17 protein-coding genes are annotated in these 21,141 nt (G+C 71.8%); 16 read left to right on the top strand and 1 reads right to left on the bottom strand.

The features are described 5' to 3' along the window. Nucleotides 1–12: 12 nt before the first annotated feature. Nucleotides 13–708 carry a maleylpyruvate isomerase family mycothiol-dependent enzyme gene (locus tag BJP40_RS18365; protein WP_071281278.1) on the bottom strand — a complete coding sequence of 232 codons (696 nt, stop codon included), beginning with the start codon at nt 706–708 and terminating at the stop codon, nt 13–15. Nucleotides 709–902: 194 nt separating this feature from the next. Between BJP40_RS18365 and uvrA the strand changes: the two genes are divergently transcribed. From uvrA to BJP40_RS18285, 16 genes are all read left to right on the top strand, one after another. Continuing rightward, nucleotides 903–3,809 (top strand): excinuclease ABC subunit UvrA, encoded by a 2,907-nt coding sequence (uvrA, locus tag BJP40_RS18360; protein ID WP_071281277.1) that lies wholly within the window; start codon nt 903–905, stop codon nt 3,807–3,809. Between the two features lie 273 nt (nt 3,810–4,082). Beyond that, complete coding sequence (locus BJP40_RS18355; protein WP_071274673.1) at nt 4,083–4,511, top strand: Rieske (2Fe-2S) protein; 429 nt, start codon at nt 4,083–4,085, stop codon at nt 4,509–4,511. A 220-nt stretch (nt 4,512–4,731) separates the two neighbouring features. Further along, complete coding sequence (uvrC, locus tag BJP40_RS18350; RefSeq protein WP_071281276.1) at nt 4,732–6,798, top strand: excinuclease ABC subunit UvrC; 2,067 nt, start codon at nt 4,732–4,734, stop codon at nt 6,796–6,798. Continuing rightward, the gene (gene rapZ, locus BJP40_RS18345) at nt 6,791–7,828 is read left to right on the top strand and encodes an RNase adapter RapZ (protein ID WP_079171274.1); all 1,038 of its coding nucleotides are present in this window, start codon (nt 6,791–6,793) and stop codon (nt 7,826–7,828) included. Before uvrC ends, rapZ begins: the two co-directional genes overlap by 8 nt. After that, a complete protein-coding gene (yvcK, locus tag BJP40_RS18340; protein WP_071274679.1) occupies nt 7,825–8,850 on the top strand; it encodes a uridine diphosphate-N-acetylglucosamine-binding protein YvcK in 1,026 nt (341 codons plus the stop codon). Before rapZ ends, yvcK begins: the two co-directional genes overlap by 4 nt. After that, nucleotides 8,841–9,830, top strand: a complete 990-nt coding sequence (gene whiA, locus BJP40_RS18335) for a DNA-binding protein WhiA (RefSeq protein ID WP_071274682.1) — start codon at nt 8,841–8,843, stop codon at nt 9,828–9,830. The genes yvcK and whiA overlap by 10 nt, the downstream gene beginning before the upstream one ends. Before the next feature lie 936 nt (nt 9,831–10,766). Then, complete coding sequence (gene gap / locus BJP40_RS18330) at nt 10,767–11,771, top strand: type I glyceraldehyde-3-phosphate dehydrogenase (RefSeq protein WP_071281275.1); 1,005 nt, start codon at nt 10,767–10,769, stop codon at nt 11,769–11,771. A 141-nt stretch (nt 11,772–11,912) separates the two neighbouring features. After that, entirely contained in the window at nt 11,913–13,124 is a 1,212-nt protein-coding gene (pgk, locus tag BJP40_RS18325) for a phosphoglycerate kinase (RefSeq protein ID WP_071281274.1), read from the top strand. A 5-nt stretch (nt 13,125–13,129) separates the two neighbouring features. Then, nucleotides 13,130–13,906 (top strand): triose-phosphate isomerase, encoded by a 777-nt coding sequence (tpiA, locus tag BJP40_RS18320; RefSeq protein ID WP_071281273.1) that lies wholly within the window; start codon nt 13,130–13,132, stop codon nt 13,904–13,906. A gap of 108 nt (nt 13,907–14,014) precedes the next feature. Next, the gene (gene secG / locus BJP40_RS18315) at nt 14,015–14,251 is read left to right on the top strand and encodes a preprotein translocase subunit SecG (RefSeq protein WP_079169636.1); all 237 of its coding nucleotides are present in this window, start codon (nt 14,015–14,017) and stop codon (nt 14,249–14,251) included. 129 nt (nt 14,252–14,380) lie between these two features. Further along, entirely contained in the window at nt 14,381–14,716 is a 336-nt protein-coding gene (locus BJP40_RS18310; RefSeq protein WP_078066843.1) for an RNA polymerase-binding protein RbpA, read from the top strand. A gap of 196 nt (nt 14,717–14,912) precedes the next feature. Next, the gene (gene pgi, locus BJP40_RS18305) at nt 14,913–16,580 is read left to right on the top strand and encodes a glucose-6-phosphate isomerase (RefSeq protein WP_071281272.1); all 1,668 of its coding nucleotides are present in this window, start codon (nt 14,913–14,915) and stop codon (nt 16,578–16,580) included. A gap of 7 nt (nt 16,581–16,587) precedes the next feature. Further along, entirely contained in the window at nt 16,588–17,106 is a 519-nt protein-coding gene (locus BJP40_RS18300; protein ID WP_071274699.1) for a PH domain-containing protein, read from the top strand. After that, nucleotides 17,103–18,641 (top strand): PH domain-containing protein, encoded by a 1,539-nt coding sequence (locus BJP40_RS18295; RefSeq protein WP_071281271.1) that lies wholly within the window; start codon nt 17,103–17,105, stop codon nt 18,639–18,641. The genes BJP40_RS18300 and BJP40_RS18295 overlap by 4 nt, the downstream gene beginning before the upstream one ends. Nucleotides 18,642–18,831: 190 nt before the next feature. Then, nucleotides 18,832–19,860, top strand: coding sequence for an acyltransferase (locus BJP40_RS18290; protein ID WP_256220758.1), 1,029 nt, complete (start codon nt 18,832–18,834; stop codon nt 19,858–19,860). A gap of 149 nt (nt 19,861–20,009) precedes the next feature. Next, nucleotides 20,010–20,852: a poly-gamma-glutamate hydrolase family protein gene (locus BJP40_RS18285; RefSeq protein ID WP_071281270.1), complete on the top strand. Its 843-nt coding sequence runs from the start codon at nt 20,010–20,012 to the stop codon at nt 20,850–20,852. The last annotated feature ends 289 nt before the right edge of the window (nt 20,853–21,141 follow it).

Here is a 21,141-nt window from a genome sequence, read left to right as displayed (position 1 = left end):
ATCGCCGGGGCCTCACAGCGGGGGCAGCTTCGGCAGGGTGCCCCCGGAGGCCTTCAGGGCGGTGCCGTCGCGGCGCCCGGCCAGCCAGCCGAGGAGGTCGGCGGAGGTGCCGGTGACGGTGACCCGGGGCGTCTCGGCGCCCTCCGCCGTCCCCGTCCGCCACGTGCTGCCGTCGTCCGCGGTGAGCGCGGTGGCGGGCACCGCGGGGTGGCCGGTGAAGCGGTCCGCCAGGAAGTCGATCTCCCGCGCGGTGAAGTCCCCCGGGAGGTCCTCCAGCTCGTAGCCGACGCCGAGGTCGACGTGGTGCAGCTCCACCTCCACGAGGCGGCGGAAGGGGACGCGGGCCGCCTGGTCCGTGACGCCGTTGCGGAGCTCCACCGTGCGGCTCCAGTCGGCCGGTGCCTCTCCCTCCGCCTGGAACCGGGCCGCCGTCTCCCGCAGGTCGGCGAGGTGCGCCTCAAGGGGGCGGGGGGCGCCCGCCTCGATGTCGGCGTCGCGCGCCTCCGCGCCGGCGTACATGGGGCGGCCCTGGAGGACGTTCACCAGGGCGTCGGCGTTGCGGGCCAGGTGGGCGAGGACGTGCCCGCGGGTCCAGCCGGGCAGCCGTGACGGGGCGGCGACGGCCGCGTTGTCGAGTGTGGCGGCTGCGCTGAGCAGCCGCTCGGTCGCCTCGCGTACCGAGGCCAGGTCACGTACGTGGTCGATCATGCCGCCGACCCTAACGCCGCCACTCGATCGGGTGAAGGTGGCGCAGCGCGGCCGTAAATCGAATGCACGTGCTATACGCTCGGTGGAGGCATCCTGGAAAGTCAGGGATTCATCCATCCGGCGGCCCCCATAGGCTCGAAGAGTCAGGGACGGGGGCTGTGCCCCCGCTTCTCTCAAGAAAGGTGCGGACCGGCGTGGCCGACCGTCTCATCGTCCGTGGCGCGCGCGAGCACAATCTGAAGAACGTCTCGCTCGACCTCCCGCGTGACTCGCTCATCGTCTTCACCGGTCTGTCCGGATCCGGCAAGTCGTCCCTCGCGTTCGACACGATCTTCGCCGAGGGCCAGCGCAGATACGTCGAATCGCTGTCCTCGTACGCCCGGCAGTTCCTCGGCCAGATGGACAAGCCGGACGTCGACTTCATCGAGGGCCTGTCCCCGGCGGTCTCGATCGACCAGAAGTCGACCTCCCGCAACCCGCGCTCCACGGTCGGCACGATCACCGAGGTGTACGACTACCTGCGGCTGCTCTTCGCGCGCATCGGCAAGCCGCACTGCCCGGAGTGCCGGCGCCCCATCTCGCGCCAGTCGCCGCAGGCGATCGTCGACCGGGTGCTGGAGCTGCCCGAGGGCAGCCGCTTCCAGGTGCTGTCCCCGCTCGTGCGCGAGCGGAAGGGCGAGTTCGTCGACCTCTTCTCCGATCTCCAGACCAAGGGCTACAGCAGGGCGCGGGTCGACGGGAAGACCGTCCAGCTGACCGAGCCGCCGAAGCTGAAGAAGCAGGAGAAGCACACCATCGAGGTGGTCGTCGACCGCCTCACCGTCAAGGAGAGCGCCAAGCGCCGGCTCACCGACTCCGTCGAGACCGCGCTCGGCCTGTCCGGCGGCATGGTCGTGCTCGACTTCGTCGACCTCCCCGAGGACGACCCCGAGCGTGAGCGGATGTACTCCGAGCACCTGTACTGCCCGTACGACGACCTGTCCTTCGAGGAGCTGGAGCCGCGCTCCTTCTCCTTCAACTCGCCCTTCGGCGCCTGCCCCGACTGCACCGGCATCGGCACGCGCATGGAGGTCGACCCGGAGCTGGTCGTGCCCGACCCCGACCGGTCCCTGGACGACGGTGCCATCCACCCGTGGTCGCACGGGCACACCAAGGAGTACTTCGGGAGGCTCATCGGCGGCCTGGCCGACGCGCTGGGCTTCCGCACCGACATCCCGTGGGCGGGCCTGCCGCAGCGGGCCAGGAAGGCCCTCCTGTACGGCCACAGGACCCAGGTCGAGGTGCGCTACCGCAACCGGTACGGCAGGGAGCGGGCCTACACGACCCCCGCCTTCGAAGGCGCCGTGTCCTTCGTGAAGCGGCGGCACAGCGAGGCGGAGAGCGACTCCAGCCGCGAGCGCTTCGAGGGGTACATGCGCGAGGTGCCCTGCCCCACCTGCGAGGGCACGCGACTGAAGCCGATCGTGCTGGCCGTGACGGTCATGGACAAGTCGATCGCCGAGGTGTCGGCGATGTCGATCAGCGACTGCGCCGAGTTCCTCGGGCGGCTCACGCTGAACGCCCGCGACAAGAAGATCGCCGAGCGGGTGCTGAAGGAGGTCAACGAGCGGCTGCGGTTCCTGGTGGACGTCGGCCTGGACTACCTGTCGCTCAACCGGGCGGCCGGCACCCTGTCCGGCGGCGAGGCCCAGCGCATCCGGCTCGCCACCCAGATCGGCTCCGGCCTCGTCGGTGTGCTGTACGTGCTGGACGAGCCGTCCATCGGCCTGCACCAGCGCGACAACCACCGGCTGATCGAGACCCTCGTACGCCTCCGCGACATGGGCAACACCCTCATCGTCGTCGAGCACGACGAGGACACGATCAAGGTCGCCGACTGGGTGGTCGACATCGGTCCCGGCGCGGGCGAGCACGGCGGCAAGGTCGTGCACTCCGGACCGCTCAAGCAGCTGCTGGCCAACAAGGACTCGATGACGGGGCAGTACCTCGCGGGCAAGCGGTCCATCCCGGTGCCGGACGTCCGCAGGCCCGCCGACCCGTCCCGGAAGCTGACGGTCCACGGCGCGCGGGAGAACAACCTCCGGGACATCGACGTGTCCTTCCCGCTGGGCGTCCTCACCGCCGTGACGGGCGTCTCGGGCTCCGGCAAGTCCACCCTGGTCAACGACATCCTGTACACGCACCTGGCCCGCGAGCTGAACGGCGCCAAGTCGGTGCCGGGGCGGCACACACGCGTGGACGGCGACGACCTCGTCGACAAGGTCGTGCACGTCGACCAGTCGCCGATCGGCCGCACCCCGCGGTCCAACCCGGCGACGTACACCGGCGTCTTCGACCACGTGCGCAAGCTCTTCGCGGAGACGATGGAGGCCAAGGTCCGCGGCTACCTGCCGGGCCGGTTCTCCTTCAACGTCAAGGGCGGCCGCTGCGAGAACTGCTCGGGCGACGGCACGATCAAGATCGAGATGAACTTCCTGCCGGACGTGTACGTGCCGTGCGAGGTCTGCCACGGCGCGCGCTACAACCGGGAGACCCTGGAGGTGCACTACAAGGGCAAGTCCATCGCCGAGGTGCTGGACATGCCCATCGAGGAGGCGCTGGGGTTCTTCGAGGCGGTCCCGACGATCTCGCGCCACCTGAAGACCCTCACGGAGGTCGGCCTGGGATATGTCCGGCTGGGCCAGTCGGCTCCGACGCTGTCCGGCGGCGAGGCGCAGCGCGTGAAGCTCGCCAGCGAACTCCAGAAGCGGTCGACGGGGCGCACGGTCTACGTCCTGGACGAGCCGACGACGGGTCTGCACTTCGAGGACATCTCCAAGCTGATCAAGGTCCTGTCGAACCTGGTCGATAAGGGCAACACGGTGATCGTCATCGAGCACAACCTCGACGTCATCAAGACCGCCGACTGGATCGTCGACATGGGTCCCGAGGGCGGCAGCGGCGGCGGGCTCGTGGTCGCCGAAGGCACACCCGAGCAGGTCGCCGGGGTGCCGGCGAGCCACACCGGGAAGTTCCTGCGCGACATCCTCGGGGACCGGGTCAGCGACGCCGCGCCCGTGAAGGCGGGGCCTGCACGGCGCAGCCGCGCCCGCAAGGCGTAGGGCCGCCCCGTACACCGCGTACGGCCGTCCCGTACGCGGTGGGGAGCGGTCCCGGACGGGACGGGGCGCGGTCCCTCTCGTGGCGCGGGTCGGTCGCGCCACGAGGCGGCTCCGCGCCAGTCCGGCGCCCCGGGTGAGGCGGCCCGGACGCGGCGTCGGACGGGCAGGCTCCGGGCCGCCGGGCGGCCCCGGGGACCCCCGGGCGGGCGGGGTCCGGTGTGTCGGTATCGTCGGCTTCGTCGTTCGCGCACCTGTCTACTCCTGGAGCAACCCATGTCCGGCAACCCCACCACCCGCCGTACCGTGCTGAAGAGCGCCGCGCTCGCCGGGGCGGCCGGCGCCGGGGTAGCCGCGTGCTCCACCGAGTCCAAGGTCGGCCACGCCGTGACGCCCACGCCGACCGCCCCGGTGAACCTCGGCGCGGCCGACGACGTGCCGGTCGGCGGGACCAGGCTGTACCGGGAGCAGCGGCTGCTCGTGCACTGCCCGGCCCAGGGGCAGTACAAGGCGTTCAGCGCCCAGTGCACCCACGCCGGCTGTGTCCTCGACAAGATCGAAGAGGGCGAGGGCAACTGCCCCTGCCACGGCAGCCGTTTCGACGTCACCACCGGCAGGGCCCTCAAGGGCCCGGCCACCGTGCCGCTGCCCGAGGTGCCCGTCACCGTCAAGGACGGGAAGCTCATCGCGGGCCCCCGGGCCTGACGGCCTCCACGGGCCGCCGGCCGGGCACGTGTGCGGGGCTGCGGGGCTCACCTTTCCGTGGACCGGCTCCCTGATCCGCCGGCTCCGGGTCTGCGGCCGGCCCCTCGGCGGCGCCCCTCGGCGCCGCCCCGCGGCTCCCCGGGCGGGACGGCCGGCCGCGGGCTGCCGGAGGGCGTCTCGGGCCCCGGGCGTGTCAGAGTCCGCCAGTAGGGTGTGAGGCATGGCAGACCCCTCCAGCTACCGCCCCAAGCCGGGACAGATCCCCGACTCGCCGGGGGTCTACAAGTTCCGCGACGAGCACCGTCGCGTGATCTACGTCGGGAAGGCGAAGTCGCTGCGGCAGCGGCTCGCCAACTACTTCCAGGACCTGGCGGGACTGCACCCCCGCACCCGCACGATGGTCACCACCGCGGCCTCGGTGGAGTGGACGGTGGTCTCCACCGAAGTGGAGGCGCTCCAGCTCGAATACTCCTGGATCAAGGAGTTCGACCCCCGCTTCAACGTCAAGTACCGCGACGACAAGAGCTATCCGTACCTCGCCGTCACCCTGGGCGAGGAGTATCCGCGGGTGCAGGTCATGCGGGGCCAGAAGCAGAAGGGCACGCGGTACTTCGGGCCGTACGCGCACGCGTGGGCCATCCGCGAGACCGTCGACCTCCTCCTGCGGGTCTTCCCCGTCCGCACCTGCACGTCCGGCGTGTTCAAGAACGCCGCCCGCACCGGCCGCCCCTGCCTCCTCGGGTACATCGGCAAGTGCTCCGCTCCCTGCGTCGACCGGATCAGCGCCGACGACCACCGCGAACTGGCCGAGGAGTTCTGCGACTTCATGGCCGGGCGGACCGGCACGTACATCCGCCGCCTGGAGAAGGACATGATGGCGGCGGCCGACGAGATGGAGTACGAGAGGGCCGCACGGCTCCGCGACGACATAGAGGCCCTCAAGCGGGCCATGGAGAAGAACGCGGTCGTCCTCGCCGACGCCACCGACGCCGACCTGATCGCCGTCGCCGAGGACGAGCTGGAAGCCGCCGTGCAGATCTTCCACGTCCGCGGGGGACGGGTGCGCGGCCAGCGAGGCTGGGTCACCGACAAGGTCGAGGCCGTCGACACGGCCGGGCTGGTGGAGCACGCCCTGCAGCAGCTCTACGGCGAGGAGCGGGGCGACGCCGTCCCGAAGGAGGTCCTCGTGCCGGCCCTCCCCGACGACCGGGACGCCGTCAGCCAGTGGCTGGGCGAGCGGCGCGGCTCCCAGGTCTCCCTGCGGGTGCCGCAGCGCGGCGACAAGAAGGCCCTGATGGAGACCGTGAGCCGCAACGCGCAACACGCCCTCGTCCTGCACAAGACCAAGCGCGCCAGCGACCTCACCACCCGCTCCCGCGCGCTGGAGGAGATCGCCGACGCCCTCGGCCTGGACGCCGCCCCGCTGCGCATCGAGTGCTTCGACATCTCGCACCTGCACGGCGAGGACGTCGTGGCGTCCATGGTGGTCTTCGAAGACGGCCTTCCCCGCAAGAGCGAGTACCGGCGGTTCCAGATCCGCGGCTTCGAGGGGCAGGACGACGTCCGGTCCATGCACGAGGTGATCGGCCGGCGGTTCCGCCGCTACCTCGCCGAGAAGGAGAGGACGGGGGAGTGGGTCGGCCGCGACGGCGGGGTACCGGACGGGGAAGTGCCGGACGGGCGGCCCGCCGCGGGCGGCGAGGTGCCTGCCGACGCCTTGGCGGCCCCGGACGACGACGGCCGCCCCAGGAAGTTCGCCTACCCGCCGCAGCTCGTCGTCGTCGACGGCGGGCAGCCGCAGGTCGCCGCCGCCCGCCGGGCCCTGGACGAGCTGGGCATCGACGACGTCGCGGTGTGCGGGCTCGCCAAGCGCCTGGAGGAGGTCTGGCTGCCCGACGAGGACGACCCGGTCGTGCTGCCCCGCAGCAGCGAGGGCCTCTATCTGCTCCAGCGGGTCCGCGACACGGCCCACGACTTCGCGATCCGCTACCAGCGCAGCAAACGCACCAAACGCCTCAGGACCGGCCCCCTGGACGCCGTGCCGGGTCTGGGCGAGGCCCGGAAGAAGACCCTGATCAAGCACTTCGGCTCGGTGAAGCGGCTGCGGCAGGCGACAATCGAGCAGATCTGCGAGGTCCCCGGTGTCGGCCGGAAGACCGCCGAGGCCGTCGCCGCGGCACTCGCGCAGGCCGCCCCGGCCGCTCCCGCCGTCAACACGGCGACAGGAGAGATCATGGAAGACGACAACGGGGACACCGCGCGTGGACGGGGATCCGGACATGAATGACCACACCGACGGCACCACGCCCGCCGCAGGCGGCGCGGAGCGAGAAGACGGAGCAGCACACGTGACTACGGGCAGTACGGGTCCCACGGCCGACGCCACCGCCAACGGCGCCACCGGGGCGACCGGCGCGAACGGCGTGGTCGGGGCGACCGGCGCGGCGGCCGAGCCCGCCATCCCCGAACTGGTGATCATCTCCGGCATGTCCGGGGCCGGCCGCAGCACCGCGGCCAAGTGTCTGGAGGACCTCGGCTGGTTCGTCGTCGACAACCTGCCGCCCGCCCTCATCCCCACCATGGTCGAGCTCGGCGCCCGGTCCCAGGGCAACGTGGCCCGCATCGCCGTCGTCGTCGACGTCCGCGGCCGCCAGTTCTTCGACAACCTCCGCGACTCCCTCGCCGTGCTCGACGCCAAGGGCGTCAAGCGCCGCATCGCCTTCCTGGAGTCCTCCGACGAGGCCCTCGTCCGCCGCTTCGAGTCCGTGCGCCGCCCCCACCCGCTCCAGGGGGACGGCCGCATCGTCGACGGCATCGCCGCCGAACGCGACCTGCTGCGCGAGCTGCGCGGCGACGCCGACCTGGTGATCGACACCTCCAGCCTGAACGTGCACGAGCTGCGCGCCAAGATGGACGCCCAGTTCGCCGGGGACGAGGAGCCCGAGCTGCGGGCCACCGTCATGTCCTTCGGCTACAAGTACGGGCTGCCCGTCGACGCGGACCTGGTGGTCGACTGCCGGTTCCTGCCGAACCCGCACTGGGTCCCGGAACTGCGCCCCTTCACCGGCCTCAACGAGGAGGTCTCCGCGTACGTCTTCAACCAGCCCGGCGCCAAGGACTTCCTCGACCGCTACACCGAACTGCTCGAACTGGTCGCCGCGGGCTACCGCCGCGAGGGCAAGCGCTACGTGACCATCGCCGTCGGCTGCACCGGCGGCAAGCACCGCTCGGTCGCCATGTCCGAGAAGCTCGCCGCCCGCCTCGCCTCGGAGGGCGTGGAGACCGTGGTCGTCCACCGGGACATGGGGCGCGAGTGAGGCGCCCGTACCGACGGCGTACGAGCACCCTGTCCGCCCGTACGCTCCGCCGACGCGGCACCCAGCCCAAAGTCGTCGCCCTGGGCGGCGGCATGGGCCTGTCCGCGTCCCTGGCCGCGCTGCGCCGCATCACCGGCGACCTGACCGCGGTCGTCACGGTCGCCGACGACGGCGGCTCCAGCGGCCGGCTCCGGGAGGAGCTCGGCGTGCTGCCGCCCGGCGACCTGCGGAAGGCCCTCGCCGCGCTGTGCGGTGACGACGACTGGGGCCAGACGTGGGCCCGGGTCATCCAGCACCGCTTCCAGTCCAAGGGGGACCTGCACGAGCACGCCGTCGGCAACGTGCTGATCGTCGCGCTGTGGGAGCAGCTCGGCGACCCCGTGCAGGCCCTCGACCTCGTCGGAAAGCTGCTGGGGGCGCACGGGCGGGTGCTGCCGATGTCCGCGGTGCCCCTGGAGCTCCAGGCCCTGGTCCGGGGCCACGACCCGGAACGGCCGCGGGACGTGGACCTCGTGCGGGGCCAGGCCACCGTGGCGCTCACCCCCGGCGAAGTGCAGTCCGTCCACCTGGTGCCGAACGATCCCCCGGCCGTCCCGGAGGCCGTGGACGCTGTGCTGGACGCCGACTGGGTGGTGCTCGGCCCGGGCTCCTGGTTCTCCTCGGTCATCCCGCACCTGCTGGTGCCGGAACTGCTCGACGCGCTGACCGAGACCAAGGCCCGCCGGGTCCTCTCCCTGAACCTCGCGCCGCAGCCCGGGGAAACCGCGGGCTTCTCCCCGCAGCGTCATTTGGAGGTTTTGGCCCGACACGCCCCTAAACTCTCGCTGGACGTGGTGCTGGCCGACGAGGCCGCCGTGCCCGACCGCGGGTCGTTGTCCGAGGCCGCCGAAAGGCTCGGAGCCGCGGTCGAGCTGGCGCCGGTGGCCAGGGAGGACGGATTGCCCAGGCACGACCCGGAGCTGCTGGCCGCCGCGTACGACCGTATTTTTCGGATGCATGGAAGGATCGGCCCATGGCGATGACGGCAGCGGTGAAAGACGAGATCTCCCGGCTTCCCGTCACCCGCACGTGCTGCAGAAAGGCGGAGGTCTCGTCGATTCTGCGGTTCGCCGGGGGCCTGCACCTGGTCAGCGGGCGCATCGTGATCGAGGCCGAGCTGGACACCGCGATGGCGGCGCGCCGGCTGAAGCGGGACATCGCGGAGATCTTCGGGCACGGCTCGGAGCTCATCGTGATGGCCCCGGGCGGCCTGCGGCGCGGTTCCCGGTTCGTGGTGCGCGTGGTCGCGGGCGGTGACCAGCTCGCCCGCCAGACGGGGCTCGTCGACGGGCGCGGCCGTCCCATCCGTGGCCTGCCGCCGCAGGTGGTGTCCGGCGCCACCTGCGATGCCGAGGCCGCCTGGCGCGGGGCCTTCCTCGCGCACGGCTCGCTGACGGAGCCGGGTCGCTCCTCGTCCCTTGAGGTCACCTGCCCGGGACCGGAGGCCGCGCTCGCGCTGGTCGGCGCCGCACGCCGCCTCTCCATCGCGGCGAAGGCCCGCGAGGTGCGGGGTGTGGACCGGGTCGTCGTCCGGGACGGCGACGCGATCGGTGCCCTCCTGACCCGGCTGGGTGCGCACGAGTCGGTGCTGGCGTGGGAGGAGCGGCGGATGCGCCGGGAGGTGCGCGCCACCGCCAACCGGCTGGCCAACTTCGACGACGCGAACCTGCGTCGCTCGGCCCGTGCCGCCGTCGCGGCCGGTGCCCGCGTCGCCCGCGCGCTGGAGATCCTCGGCGAGGACGTGCCCGAGCACCTCGCCGCCGCCGGGCGACTGCGCATGGAGCACAAGCAGGCGTCCCTGGAGGAGCTGGGGGCGCTCGCGGACCCGCCGCTGACGAAGGACGCGGTGGCCGGGCGGATCCGCCGCCTCCTCGCGATGGCGGACAAGCGCGCGGCCGACCTCGGCATCCCCGGCACGGAGTCGAACCTGACCGAGGAGATGGCGGACGGCCTCGTCAGCTGACCCTTGCCCCTCCCGCGGCGGCCGTGGCGCACTCCCGCGCGCCGGGCCCAGCCGGGCGGCGGTGCACCGGGCACGCTGCCGGCCGCCCACGGCCCGCGCGCAGCCGCCGGCCACCCCTGCGCCGCCGCGCCGCGGCCGCACGGCGTGGGCCTCCGCACAGGGCGTCCACGGCCGCGTCCCGGATGGCGTCGCGCCGCCCTGTGGTGGCGCCGGGGCGTGACGCGGTGGTCGATGTGCCGGGGCGCGGGCACGGCGAGCCCGCCCGCGGCGCAGTGCGGTCGCCGTACCCGACGCACCCACCCCTCGTCGCGGCCCTCAGGAGGCCCGGGCCGGTGCGCAGGCGTGTCGCGGACGCCCGTTCACCGAGGTGTCGCGCCCGAACCGGGCGGCGCAGGCCACGGGCTCCGCGGCCCCGGACCGGGGCACGCCGTCCGGACTGCCCACCTCGTACCCAAGCGCCCCCCCGCTGTGCGTCCCCGGCCCGGGCCGCACTGCGCGGGCCCGCTCCGGGGCGTGCTGCCCCGTACCGTCCCGGCGCGCCGCCCGCTCCTCCGGTCCGCACCGGTCGCCGCGAGGCCCTTGCGGTCGACCGGCCGGGCCGACCCGCTCCGCCCGGCCGGGCGCGTCGCCGCTCGGCCACCGCGGGCCGCGCGGGCTCCGGTCCCGGCTGCCGCCTCCCCGTTGCCGCCGTTCACGCCGTCCCCGTGCTGCTGCCGGGGGCGGTCCGGCGGGCCGTCATATGCACATTTGACGCTCCCCTGGCACAGTCGTGCAGTCATCACCGTGCTACCCGTCAGTAAGTTGCGCGGGAGTGGTCGTACGCGTGCGCTCGATGTCACTCCGGGGGGCCAAGGGAGGTAGGGTCATAACCGGTCGGGGACATCCCATACAGCTCGCCGGCGTCGAAACCCGGCGTACCAACGAGGAGATCGGTTCGTGACGATCCGCGTAGGAATCAACGGCTTCGGCCGCATCGGTCGCAACTACTTCCGCGCGCTGCTGGAGCAGGGTGCGGACATCGAGATCGTGGCTGTCAACGACCTGGGTGACACCGCGACCACGGCCCACCTGCTGAAGTACGACTCCATCCTCGGCCGCCTGAAGGCGGACGTCTCCCACACCGCCGACACCATCACCGTCGACGGCCACACCATCAAGGTGCTGTCCGAGCGCAACCCGGCCGACATCCCGTGGGGTGAGCTCGGCGTCGACGTCGTCGTCGAGTCCACCGGCATCTTCACCAACCGCGACGACGCCGCGAAGCACCTCGCGGGCGGCGCGAAGAAGGTCCTCATCTCGGCCCCGGCCAAGAACGAGGACGTCACCATCGTCATGGGTGTCAACCAGGACTCGTACGACCCGGCCAACCACCACGTCATCTCCAACGCCTCCTGCACCACCAACTGCGTGGCGCCGATGGCCAAGGTCCTCGACGAGAACTTCGGCATCGTCAAGGGCCTCATGACGACGGTCCACGCCTACACCAACGACCAGCGCATCCTGGACTTCCCGCACAAGGACCTGCGCCGCGCCCGCGCCGCCGCGGAGAACATCATCCCGACCTCCACGGGTGCCGCCAAGGCCACCGCGCTGGTCCTCCCGCAGCTCAAGGGCAAGCTGGACGGCATCGCCATGCGCGTCCCGGTGCCGACCGGCTCGGTCACCGACCTCGTCGTCGAGCTGGACCGCGAGGTCACCAAGGACGAGATCAACAGCGCCTTCCAGAAGGCCGCCGAGGGCGAGCTGAAGGGCATCGTCGACTACACCGCCGACCCGATCGTCTCCTCCGACATCGTCAACTGGCCGGCCTCCTGCACCTTCGACTCGTCGCTGACGATGGCGCAGGGCAAGCAGGTCAAGATCGTCGGCTGGTACGACAACGAGTGGGGCTACTCCAACCGCCTCGTCGACCTGACCGTCTTCGTCGGCAACCAGCTCTGATCGGAAGCACCACTACGATCAGCAGCAGGGCTGGCACCTCGATGTGAGCACAGGGCTCGGGCAGCGCACGGCAGCGCTGCGCGGGCCCTGTCGCTTGCCCCGACCCGCCGGCCCCCGTCCCTCCCAAGGAGCACGAAACCGATGAAGACGATCGACGAACTTCTCGCCCAGGGCGTCCAGGGCAAGCGGGTCTTCGTCCGCGCCGACCTCAACGTGCCGCTCGACGGCGGCACGATCACCGACGACGGCCGGATCCGGGCCGTCCTGCCGACCCTTCAGGCTCTCACCGCGGCCGGTGCCAAGGTCGTCGTGGCCTCGCACCTCGGGCGCCCCAAGGGCGAGCCCGACCCGGCGTTCTCCCTCCGCCCGGTCGCCGCGCGCCTCGCCGAGCTGCTCGGACGGTCCGTGGCATTCGCCGCCGACACCATCGGCAGCGAGGCCCACGCCGCCGTGAACGGCCTGGAGGCCGGCCAGGTCGCGGTCATCGAGAACCTCCGCTTCCACCCCGGCGAGACCTCGAAGGACCCGGCCGCCCGCGCCGAACTGGCCACCCGGCTGGAGGCCCTCGCGGACGTGTACGTCGGCGACGGCTTCGGCGCCGTCCACCGCCAGCACGCCTCCGTGTACGAGCTGCCGCGCCTCATGCCGTCCTACGCCGGCTACCTCATCGCCTCCGAGGTCGGTGTCCTCAAGAAGCTCACCGAGGACGTCAAGCGGCCCTACGTGGTCGTGCTAGGCGGCGCCAAGGTCTCCGACAAGCTGGGCGTCATCGACAACCTGCTGAAGAAGGCCGACCGTATCCTCATCGGCGGCGGCATGGCGTACACCTTCCTCATGGCGAAGGGCCACGAGGTCGGCATCTCGCTGCTGCAGGAGGACCAGGTCCCCACCTGCCGCGACTACCTGGCGGAGGCCGAGAAGCGCGGCGTGGAGTTCGTCCTCCCCGTCGACGTGCTGGTCGCCACCGAGTTCCCGGACCTGAAGACCAAGGCTCCGGCCAACCCGGACACGGTCGCCGCGGACGCCATCCCCGCCGACCAGGAGGGCCTGGACATCGGCCCCCGGACCCGCGAGCTCTACGCCGCGAAGCTCGCCGACGCCGGCACCGTCTTCTGGAACGGGCCCATGGGCGTCTTCGAGCACCCCGACTACGCCGAGGGCACCAAGGCCGTCGCCCAGGCGCTCGTCGACTCCCCGGCCTTCAGCGTCGTCGGCGGTGGGGACTCCGCCGCCGCCGTCCGTACCCTGGGCTTCGACGAGAACGCATTCGGCCACATCTCGACCGGCGGCGGCGCCAGCCTCGAGTACCTCGAAGGCAAGACGCTTCCCGGCCTCGCCGCACTGGAGGACTGAACACCGTGACCACCCGCACCCCGCTGATGGCGGGCAACTGGAAGATGAACCTCAACCACCTTGAGGCCATCGCACACGTCCAGAAGCTCGCCTTCGCCCTCACCGACAAGGACTACGCGGACACGGAGGTGGCGGTCCTGGTGCCGTTCACCGACCTGCGCTCCGTCCAGACCCTCGTCGACGGCGACAAGCTGAAGATCAAGTACGGTGCCCAGGACCTGTCGGCGCACGACTCCGGCGCCTACACCGGCGAGATCTCCGGCGCCATGCTCGCCAAGCTGTCCTGCGCGTACGTCGCCGTCGGCCACTCCGAGCGCCGCCAGTACCACGGCGAGACCGACACCACCTGCAACGAGAAGGTGAAGGCCGCCTACAAGCACGGCCTGACCCCGATCCTGTGCGTCGGCGAGGGCCTCGACGTCCGCAAGGCCGGCGACCAGGTCGCCTACACCCTGGCCCAGCTCGACGGCGCGCTCAAGAGCGTCCCCGCCGAGCAGGCCGCGTCCATCGTGATCGCGTACGAGCCGGTCTGGGCCATCGGCACCGGCGAGGTCGCCACCCCCGAGGACGCCCAGGAGGTGTGCGGAGCGATCCGCGGCCGCCTCGCCGAGCTGTACTCGCAGGACCTCGCCGACCAGGTCCGGATCCAGTACGGCGGCTCCGTCAAGGCCGGCAACATCGCCGCGATCATGTCGCAGCCGGACGTGGACGGCGCCCTGGTCGGCGGTGCCTCGCTGGACACCGAGGAGTTCGTCAAGATCGTCCGCTTCCGCGACCAGTGAGTATGCGGTAAGGCCGATCCGTCGTACCCTTGCGGGGGTCCGGGCAGTGCGCCCGGGCCCCCGTCGTCCATCCAGTCCGAGAGAATTGCCAGGAAGTAGGGTCCAGCCGTGATTATGGGGTTCTCGATCGCCCTGATCGTGTTCAGCCTGCTGCTGATGCTGCTGGTGCTGATGCACAAGGGGAAGGGCGGCGGTCTCTCCGACATGTTCGGTGGCGGCATGCAGTCCTCCGTGGGCGGCTCCTCGGTCGCCGAGCGCAACCTCGACCGCATCACCGTGGTCGTCGGCCTGCTCTGGGTCGCCTGCATCGTCGTCGTCGGCCTCCTCATCAAGTTGGAGGCGTAGCCGGGACCTCCCGGCCCCGCGTCCACTGTCCGCGTCCCGTGGCGAAGGGGTAACTCCCTCCACTGGACGCGCGTTGGGCCTTCCGTAGACTGGGGCATCCTTGAGCACCACACGCAGGGAGTGACGACCGTGGCAAGTGGCAACGCTATCCGGGGCAGCCGGGTGGGAGCGGGGCCGATGGGAGAGGCCGAGCGCGGCGAGTCCGCGCCCCGGCTCCGCGTTTCCTTCTGGTGCTCCAACGGGCACGAGACTCAGCCGAGCTTCGCGAGCGACGCGCAGGTCCCCGACACGTGGGACTGCCCGCGCTGCGGGTTCCCTGCCGGCCAGGACCGCGACAACCCGCCGGACCCGCCGCGCACCGAACCGTACAAGACGCACCTCGCCTACGTGCGGGAGCGCCGCAGCGACGCGGACGGCGAGGCGATCCTGGCCGAGGCGCTCGCCAAACTCCGCGGCGAGATCTGAGACGACGCACCGCACCGCGTGACAAGGGCCCCGCCCGCCGGAACGAGCGTTCCGGCGGGCGGGGCCCTTCGCTGTCCGGCCGCGTGCCCAGCCCTGTGGACAAGGGACCTGTGGACAAGTCCGTCGCAGTCCTCCCGATCAATTAGGTTGGAGGGGCAGCGGGGCAATCAGGCAGGTACGAAGAAGAAGTGGGCTGATGTCCAAGATGATGGCGGAACGCACCAGCGGCCGGCGGCTCAACCAGTTGCCCGAGTGGAGTGCGCTCGGGAAGCACCGGGAGCAGTTCGGCAGCACGCATCTGCGCGAGTTGTTCGCCGGCGACCCGCAGCGGGGCACCACGCACACCCTGCGCGTCGGCGACCTCCACCTCGACTACTCCAAGCACCTCGTCACCGGCGAGACCCTCGCGCTGCTGCGCGACCTCGCCGCGGCCACCGGCGTCGCCGAGCTCAGGGACGCCATGTTCCGCGGCGAGAAGATCAACAACACGGAGGGGCGCGCCGTCCTCCACACCGCGCTGCGCGCCCCGCGCGAGGCCGTCATCGAGGTCGACGGCCGCAACGTGGTGCCGGACGTGCACGCCGTCCTCGACCAGATGAGCGCCTTCTCCGAGCGGGTGCGGTCCGGCGCATGGACCGGCCACACCGGCAAGCCCATCAAGAACGTCGTCAACGTCGGCATCGGCGGCTCCGACCTGGGCCCGGCCATGGCCTACGAGGTCCTGCGGCCCTACACCCGGCGGGACCTGACGTTCCGTTTCGTCTCCAACGTGGACGGCGCCGACCTGCACGAGGCCGTGCGCGACCTGGACGCGGAGGAGACCCTCTTCATCATCGCGTCCAAGACGTTCACCACCATCGAGACCATCACCAACGCCACCTCGGCGCGGGACTGGCTGCTCGCCGAGCTGAAGGCCGGCCAGGAAGCCGTCGCCAAGCACTTCGTGGCCCTGTCGACCAACGCCGAGAAGGTCGAGGACTTCGGCATCGACACGGCCAACATGTTCGCGTTCTGGGACTGGGTCGGCGGCCGCTACTCGTACGACTCCGCCATCGGCCTGTCCCTGATGATCGCCATCGGCCCCGACCGGTTCCGCGAGATGCTCGACGGCTTCCGGATGATGGACGAGCACTTCCGCACCGCTCCTCCGGAGGAGAACGCCCCGCTGCTGCTCGGCCTGCTGGGCGTCTGGTACGGCGCGTTCTTCGACGCCCAGTCGCACGCGGTGCTGCCCTACTCGCACTACCTGTCGAAGTTCACCGCGTACCTCCAGCAGCTCGACATGGAGTCCAACGGCAAGTCCGTCGACCGCGACGGCAACCCCGTCGCGTGGCAGACCGGGCCCGTCGTATGGGGCACGCCCGGCACCAACGGGCAGCACGCCTACTTCCAGCTCATCCACCAGGGCACGAAGGTCATCCCGGCCGACTTCATCGGCTTCGCCAAGCCCGTCGACGACCTGCCGCCCGGCCTGGTGGCGCAGCACGACCTGCTGATGGCGAACTTCTTCGCCCAGACCCAGGCGCTGGCCTTCGGCAAGACCCCCGACGAGGTGCGGGCCGAGGGCGTCGCCGAGGAACTGGTCCCGCACAAGACCTTCCGGGGCAACCACCCGACGACCACCATCCTCGCGGACGCGCTGACGCCGTCCGTCCTCGGCCAGCTCATCGCGCTGTACGAGCACAAGGTCTTCGTCCAGGGCGCCGTCTGGAACATCGACTCCTTCGACCAGTGGGGCGTCGAACTCGGCAAGGTCCTCGCCAAGCGCATCGAGCCCGTCCTCACGCAGGGCGTGGGAGGCGAGGACCTGGACAGTTCCACCGCCGCACTCGCCGCCGCCTACCGGGCGCTGAGGGCGCGGTAGACCGGACATGACGGGGGAGGACACGGTGCACGAGGACATGCGGCTGCGACTGCGGACGCCCGCCCACTCGCTCCACGAGCGGGCCGTCGCCTGGTGGCGCGCCCAGTGGCTGCTGACCACGGTCGTCCTGGGCACAGCCCTGGCCGTGGCGGCCTGGCTCGCCGAGCCCGTCAGGGGCTGGGCGGCCGCCGCCGCCGGCGCGGTGGCGGCGGCGGGCCTCGCCTGCACCGCGTTCCTCCCCCGCTGGTGGTACGAGGTCCACCGGTGGGAGGTCACGGACGACGCCGTGTACGTCCGTACGGGTTATTTCCGGCAGGAGTGGCGCATCGCGCCGATGTCCCGCATCCAGACCGTCGACATCGTCCGCGGGCCCCTGGAGCAGGTCTTCCGCCTCGCCACCGTCACGGTGACCACCGCATCGGCCAAGGGCGCGATCACCATCGCCGGGCTGGACCACGAGGTGGCCGCCGACCTCGCCCGCCGGCTGACCCGCATCGCGCAGTCCACACCCGGGGACGCGACATGAGCGCGGAGGAGGGCCCCGCGCCGGCCCCGGGCGCATGGCAGCGGCTCGACTGGAGGGTGATCCTGATCTCCGGTCTCTTCGGCGGCGGCCTGTCCCTCGGCTCCTTCGTACCCGTCGCCGCGGTGGTGACGGACAGACTGCCGCTGGGGCAGGCGTTCCTGGTGCTGCCGGCGTGGTTCCTGCTGCCCGTCCTCGGCGGGGCGGGCGTCGGGTTCGTACGCTGGTGGCGCACCCGCTACCGCCTCGGGTCCGAACGGGCCGCACTCCACACCGGCGTCCTGTTGGTGAAGCGCCGCTCCCTGGCCCGGGAGCGCATCCGCAGCGTCGACCTGACCGCCCATCTCCTGCTGCGCCTCCTCGGACTCGTCAAGGTCCGCATCGGCACCGGAGAACAGTCGGGGGGCGGCGAGTCCACCCTGGAACTCGACCCCGTCACCCGCGCCGAAGGGGAGCGTCTGCGCCGCGAACTCCTCGACCGCCAGGAGACCGCCGACGGCGTGCCGCACGAAGACGGCGAACTCGCCGTCCTCGACCCCGCCTGGATCCGCTACGCCCCCCTCTCATTCGTCGCACCCCTCCTCGGTGGGGCAGCGGTCGGCGGTGTGCTGCAGGTGAGCGAATGGTTCGGCGTGCAGGGCGAGGTCATCGACTGGATAGGCGGCGTGTTCCGCGACACCCCGCTCCTCTGGTTCGTCGCCGCCCTGGCCGCCGCGGCGCTCGTCGCGGGCGCCGCAGGCGCGCTCGCCGTATGGGTGGAGATGTGGTGGAACTACCGCCTGGAACGGGAACCGGGAGGCACACTGCGACTGCGGCGCGGACTGCTCACCGCCCGCTCCCTCACCATCGAGGAGCGCAGGCTGCGCGGCGTCGCACTGGTCGAACCGCTCGGCATCCGGCTGTGCGGAGCCGCCCGCGTGGACGCGATAGCCACCGGCCTCGTGCAGGGCAAGGACGACGAGCGAGACAGCCACAAGACGCTGCTGCCCGCCGCTCCGCGCCCGGCCGCGGAGACCGTCGCCGGACGCGTCCTCAAGGGCGAGGGAGGGGCCCTGCGCGCCCCGCTCACCCCGCATCCCCGCGCCGCCCGCGGCCGACGCCTGCGCTGGGCCCTCACGGCCGCGTCGGCGCCGGTCCTGGGGCTCGTCGCCGCCGGAGCGCTCCTCCAGCTCCCGGTGCTCCTGTACGCGGCACTGGGCAGCGCCCTGGCTCTGCTGCCGCTCGCCGTGCTGCTCGCCCTGGACGCCTACCGGAACCTCGGCCACGGCATCGACGGCCCCCACCTGCTGGCGCGTTCCGGTACGGTGCGGCGGACCACGGTGGCCCTCCAGCGCGGCGGCGTCATCGGCTGGACGGTGAAGCAGACGTACTTCCAGCGCAGGGCCGGACTGCTCACCCTCACCGCGACGACGGCGGCGGGTGACGGGGCGTACGAGATACCGGACGCGGACGAGACCGAGGGGCTGCGCTTCGCGGCGGACGCGGTGCCGGGACTGCTGGAGCCGTTCCTCGAAAGGCATGCATCTCAGGCCAAATGACAGCAGGGCATACGATGTCCGCCGTGCGGCGGGGGAGGTGCAGGGGCCGCACGCCACCCCAGTCCACCACCGAACGGATGTCTCCTTGAGTGCCACGGTCCTGGTGTCTTCGCGAGAAGCCTCTTCGCCCCTGGAACTTGCACGGGCAGGTGCCCACCGGCCGGGCGCCCACCTGCCGTCCCTGACGGGGATGAGGTGGGCAGCGGCCCTCGTCGTGTTCCTCTTCCACCTGAAGAACGCCAGATACTTCGGCGGCGACGACCTCGACCTCGTGGTCTGGGCGTTCGGGCCCGGCGCGGTCGGGGTGACCTTCTTCTTCATCCTCTCCGGGTTCGTGCTGGCCTGGTCCGCGAGGCCGGGGGACAGGGCCGTCTCCTTCTGGCGGCGCCGCCTCGCCCGGATCTACCCCGTGCACGTGGTCACCACGCTCGCCGCCCTGGCGCTGGCGTTCACCGTGCTGCCCGAGCTCAGGCCGCACGGCTACAAGGAGACGGTCGCGAACTTCCTGCTGCTGAACGCCTGGAAGGACGAGTGGTGGCACGGCATCAACCCGGTCAGCTGGTCGCTCGTCTGCGAGGCGTTCTTCTACGCCTGCTTCCCCGCCCTCTACGCGGTGCTGCGCAGGCTCGGCCCGCGCGCGCTGTACGCCCTGGCGGCGGTGTGCGTCGGCACGGTGGTGGTCCTTCCCCAGGCGAACGCCCATCTGGACCTCGGCGTCGTCCTCTACAACTTCCCGCTCGCACGCGTCCCCGAGTTCGTCCTGGGTGTCGCCCTGGCACGGCTGGTCCAGCTCGGCGCCTGGCGCGGGCCCGGTCTGGAGGCCGCCACGGCCCTCTCCCTGCTCGGGTACTTCATGACCCCGTTCTTCCTCAACGCGTACGCGTCCACCACCGTCCTCGGCTTCGCCCTCCTCATCCCGGCGGGAGCGCTCGCCGACATCGAGGGCCGCAGGACGATGTGGCAGGGCCGCCGCACGGTGAAGCTGGGCGAATGGTCCTTCGCGTTCTACATGGTGCACGTGCTGGTCCTGGAGGCCGGGACGCTCGTGTTCGGCCACCAGCCCCGCTTCGACACCCTGCCGGCCCTCGGCGCCGCAGCCGTCGTCTTCACCGTCACCCTGGCCCTCTCGGCGGCGCTCTACCGGTGGGTGGAACTGCCGGGCCGCCTCCTCGTCCTCGGCAGGCGCAAGCCCCGTCGCACGGCCGGCGCCACGGGCTGAGCCGCAGCCGGTACCGGCAGGCCCCGGCGGCTGCGCTTCGCGGCGGACGCCGTGCCGGGTCTGCCGGTACCGTTCCTCGAACGGCGGGCGTGACGCATGCCACGCCACCGGCGGCATCTCGCCCCTCCCGTTTCGGTGATCATGGCGCAATGACCTATACCAGTCGTCGTACCGTCCTGACCGCTCTCGCCGCGGCCGCCGTGGCCGGCCCCGCCCTGGACGGCCTGACCGCCGCTCCGGCGCACGCCACGGGCGAGTTCGACACCTACAGCTCCAACACCGACCTCTACACCCGGCTGGCCGGGCAGGAAGGGGTGGACTTCGCCCGCCGCTACAAGCGGCACGAGCTCTTCGACCACAGCTATACCGAGCGGTACCCGTACAACCGCACCACGATCCTGGCCATGCACGGCGGCGGGATCGAGATGGGGACCTCCGAGCTGTGTCTCGGCATAGCGGGCTACCACCCCGCCACGCTCGCGCCGGCCGCCGACGGCCTCGGGGCGCACGACTACTGGATGTTCGAGGGCCTGCGCAGCTCCAACAACCGGGAACTGCACGTCACCGCCAAGAACAACGACGACCACGTATGCCAGTCGATGGTCCGCTCCAGTCTGAACGTGCTCAGCCTGCACGGCTGCACGTCCGCGCAGGCGGGGACCTCCGACCCGCAGGCCGTGGTCGTCGGCGGGCTCAACGAGCGGTTCAAGACGCTGCTCAAGACCGAGTTCGGCGCGGTGGGCATCGCCTGGCGGGACGGCGACGAACTGCCGGACCTGGCCGGGGTGAACCCCCGGAACCCGTGCAACCTCACCATGCTGGGCAAGGGCGGTCAGCTGGAGCTCACGACCGAACTGCGCGCCGCCATGTACTCCGTCAACACCCGGGCCGGCCGCGCCGGCAGCACCACGCAGAAGTACTGGGACTTCGTCGGCGCCTGCCGCGCCGCGATCGCCACCCTCCACGCGGACGCCGACCAGATCGTCCTCTGAGCCTAGCCGCCGCCACGTCCCGGGCGAGCGCCGCACGGCCGGCGCCACGGGCTGAGCCGCACCTCCCGGGCACACAGGGGAAGCCCGGGCCGCGCACACGGCTCGGCTCGGGCCTCCGGTCACAGGGGTCGGGGAGGGCTGCACCGAAGGGTACGGGAACCGGGGGCCGCCGCGACCCGGCCGCCGCGATGCGGCGCGGGTGAGACCAGGCGGCGAGACCGACGGGTTGCGCTTCGCGGCGGACGGTCTGATCCGGAGGGGCCACCGGGTCCCACGGCGAAGGCCCGGT

Source organism: Streptomyces sp. CC53 (assembly GCF_001865245.1).
GTDB lineage: Bacteria > Actinomycetota > Actinomycetes > Streptomycetales > Streptomycetaceae > Streptomyces.
This window is presented reverse-complemented; position numbering and strand designations above follow the sequence as displayed.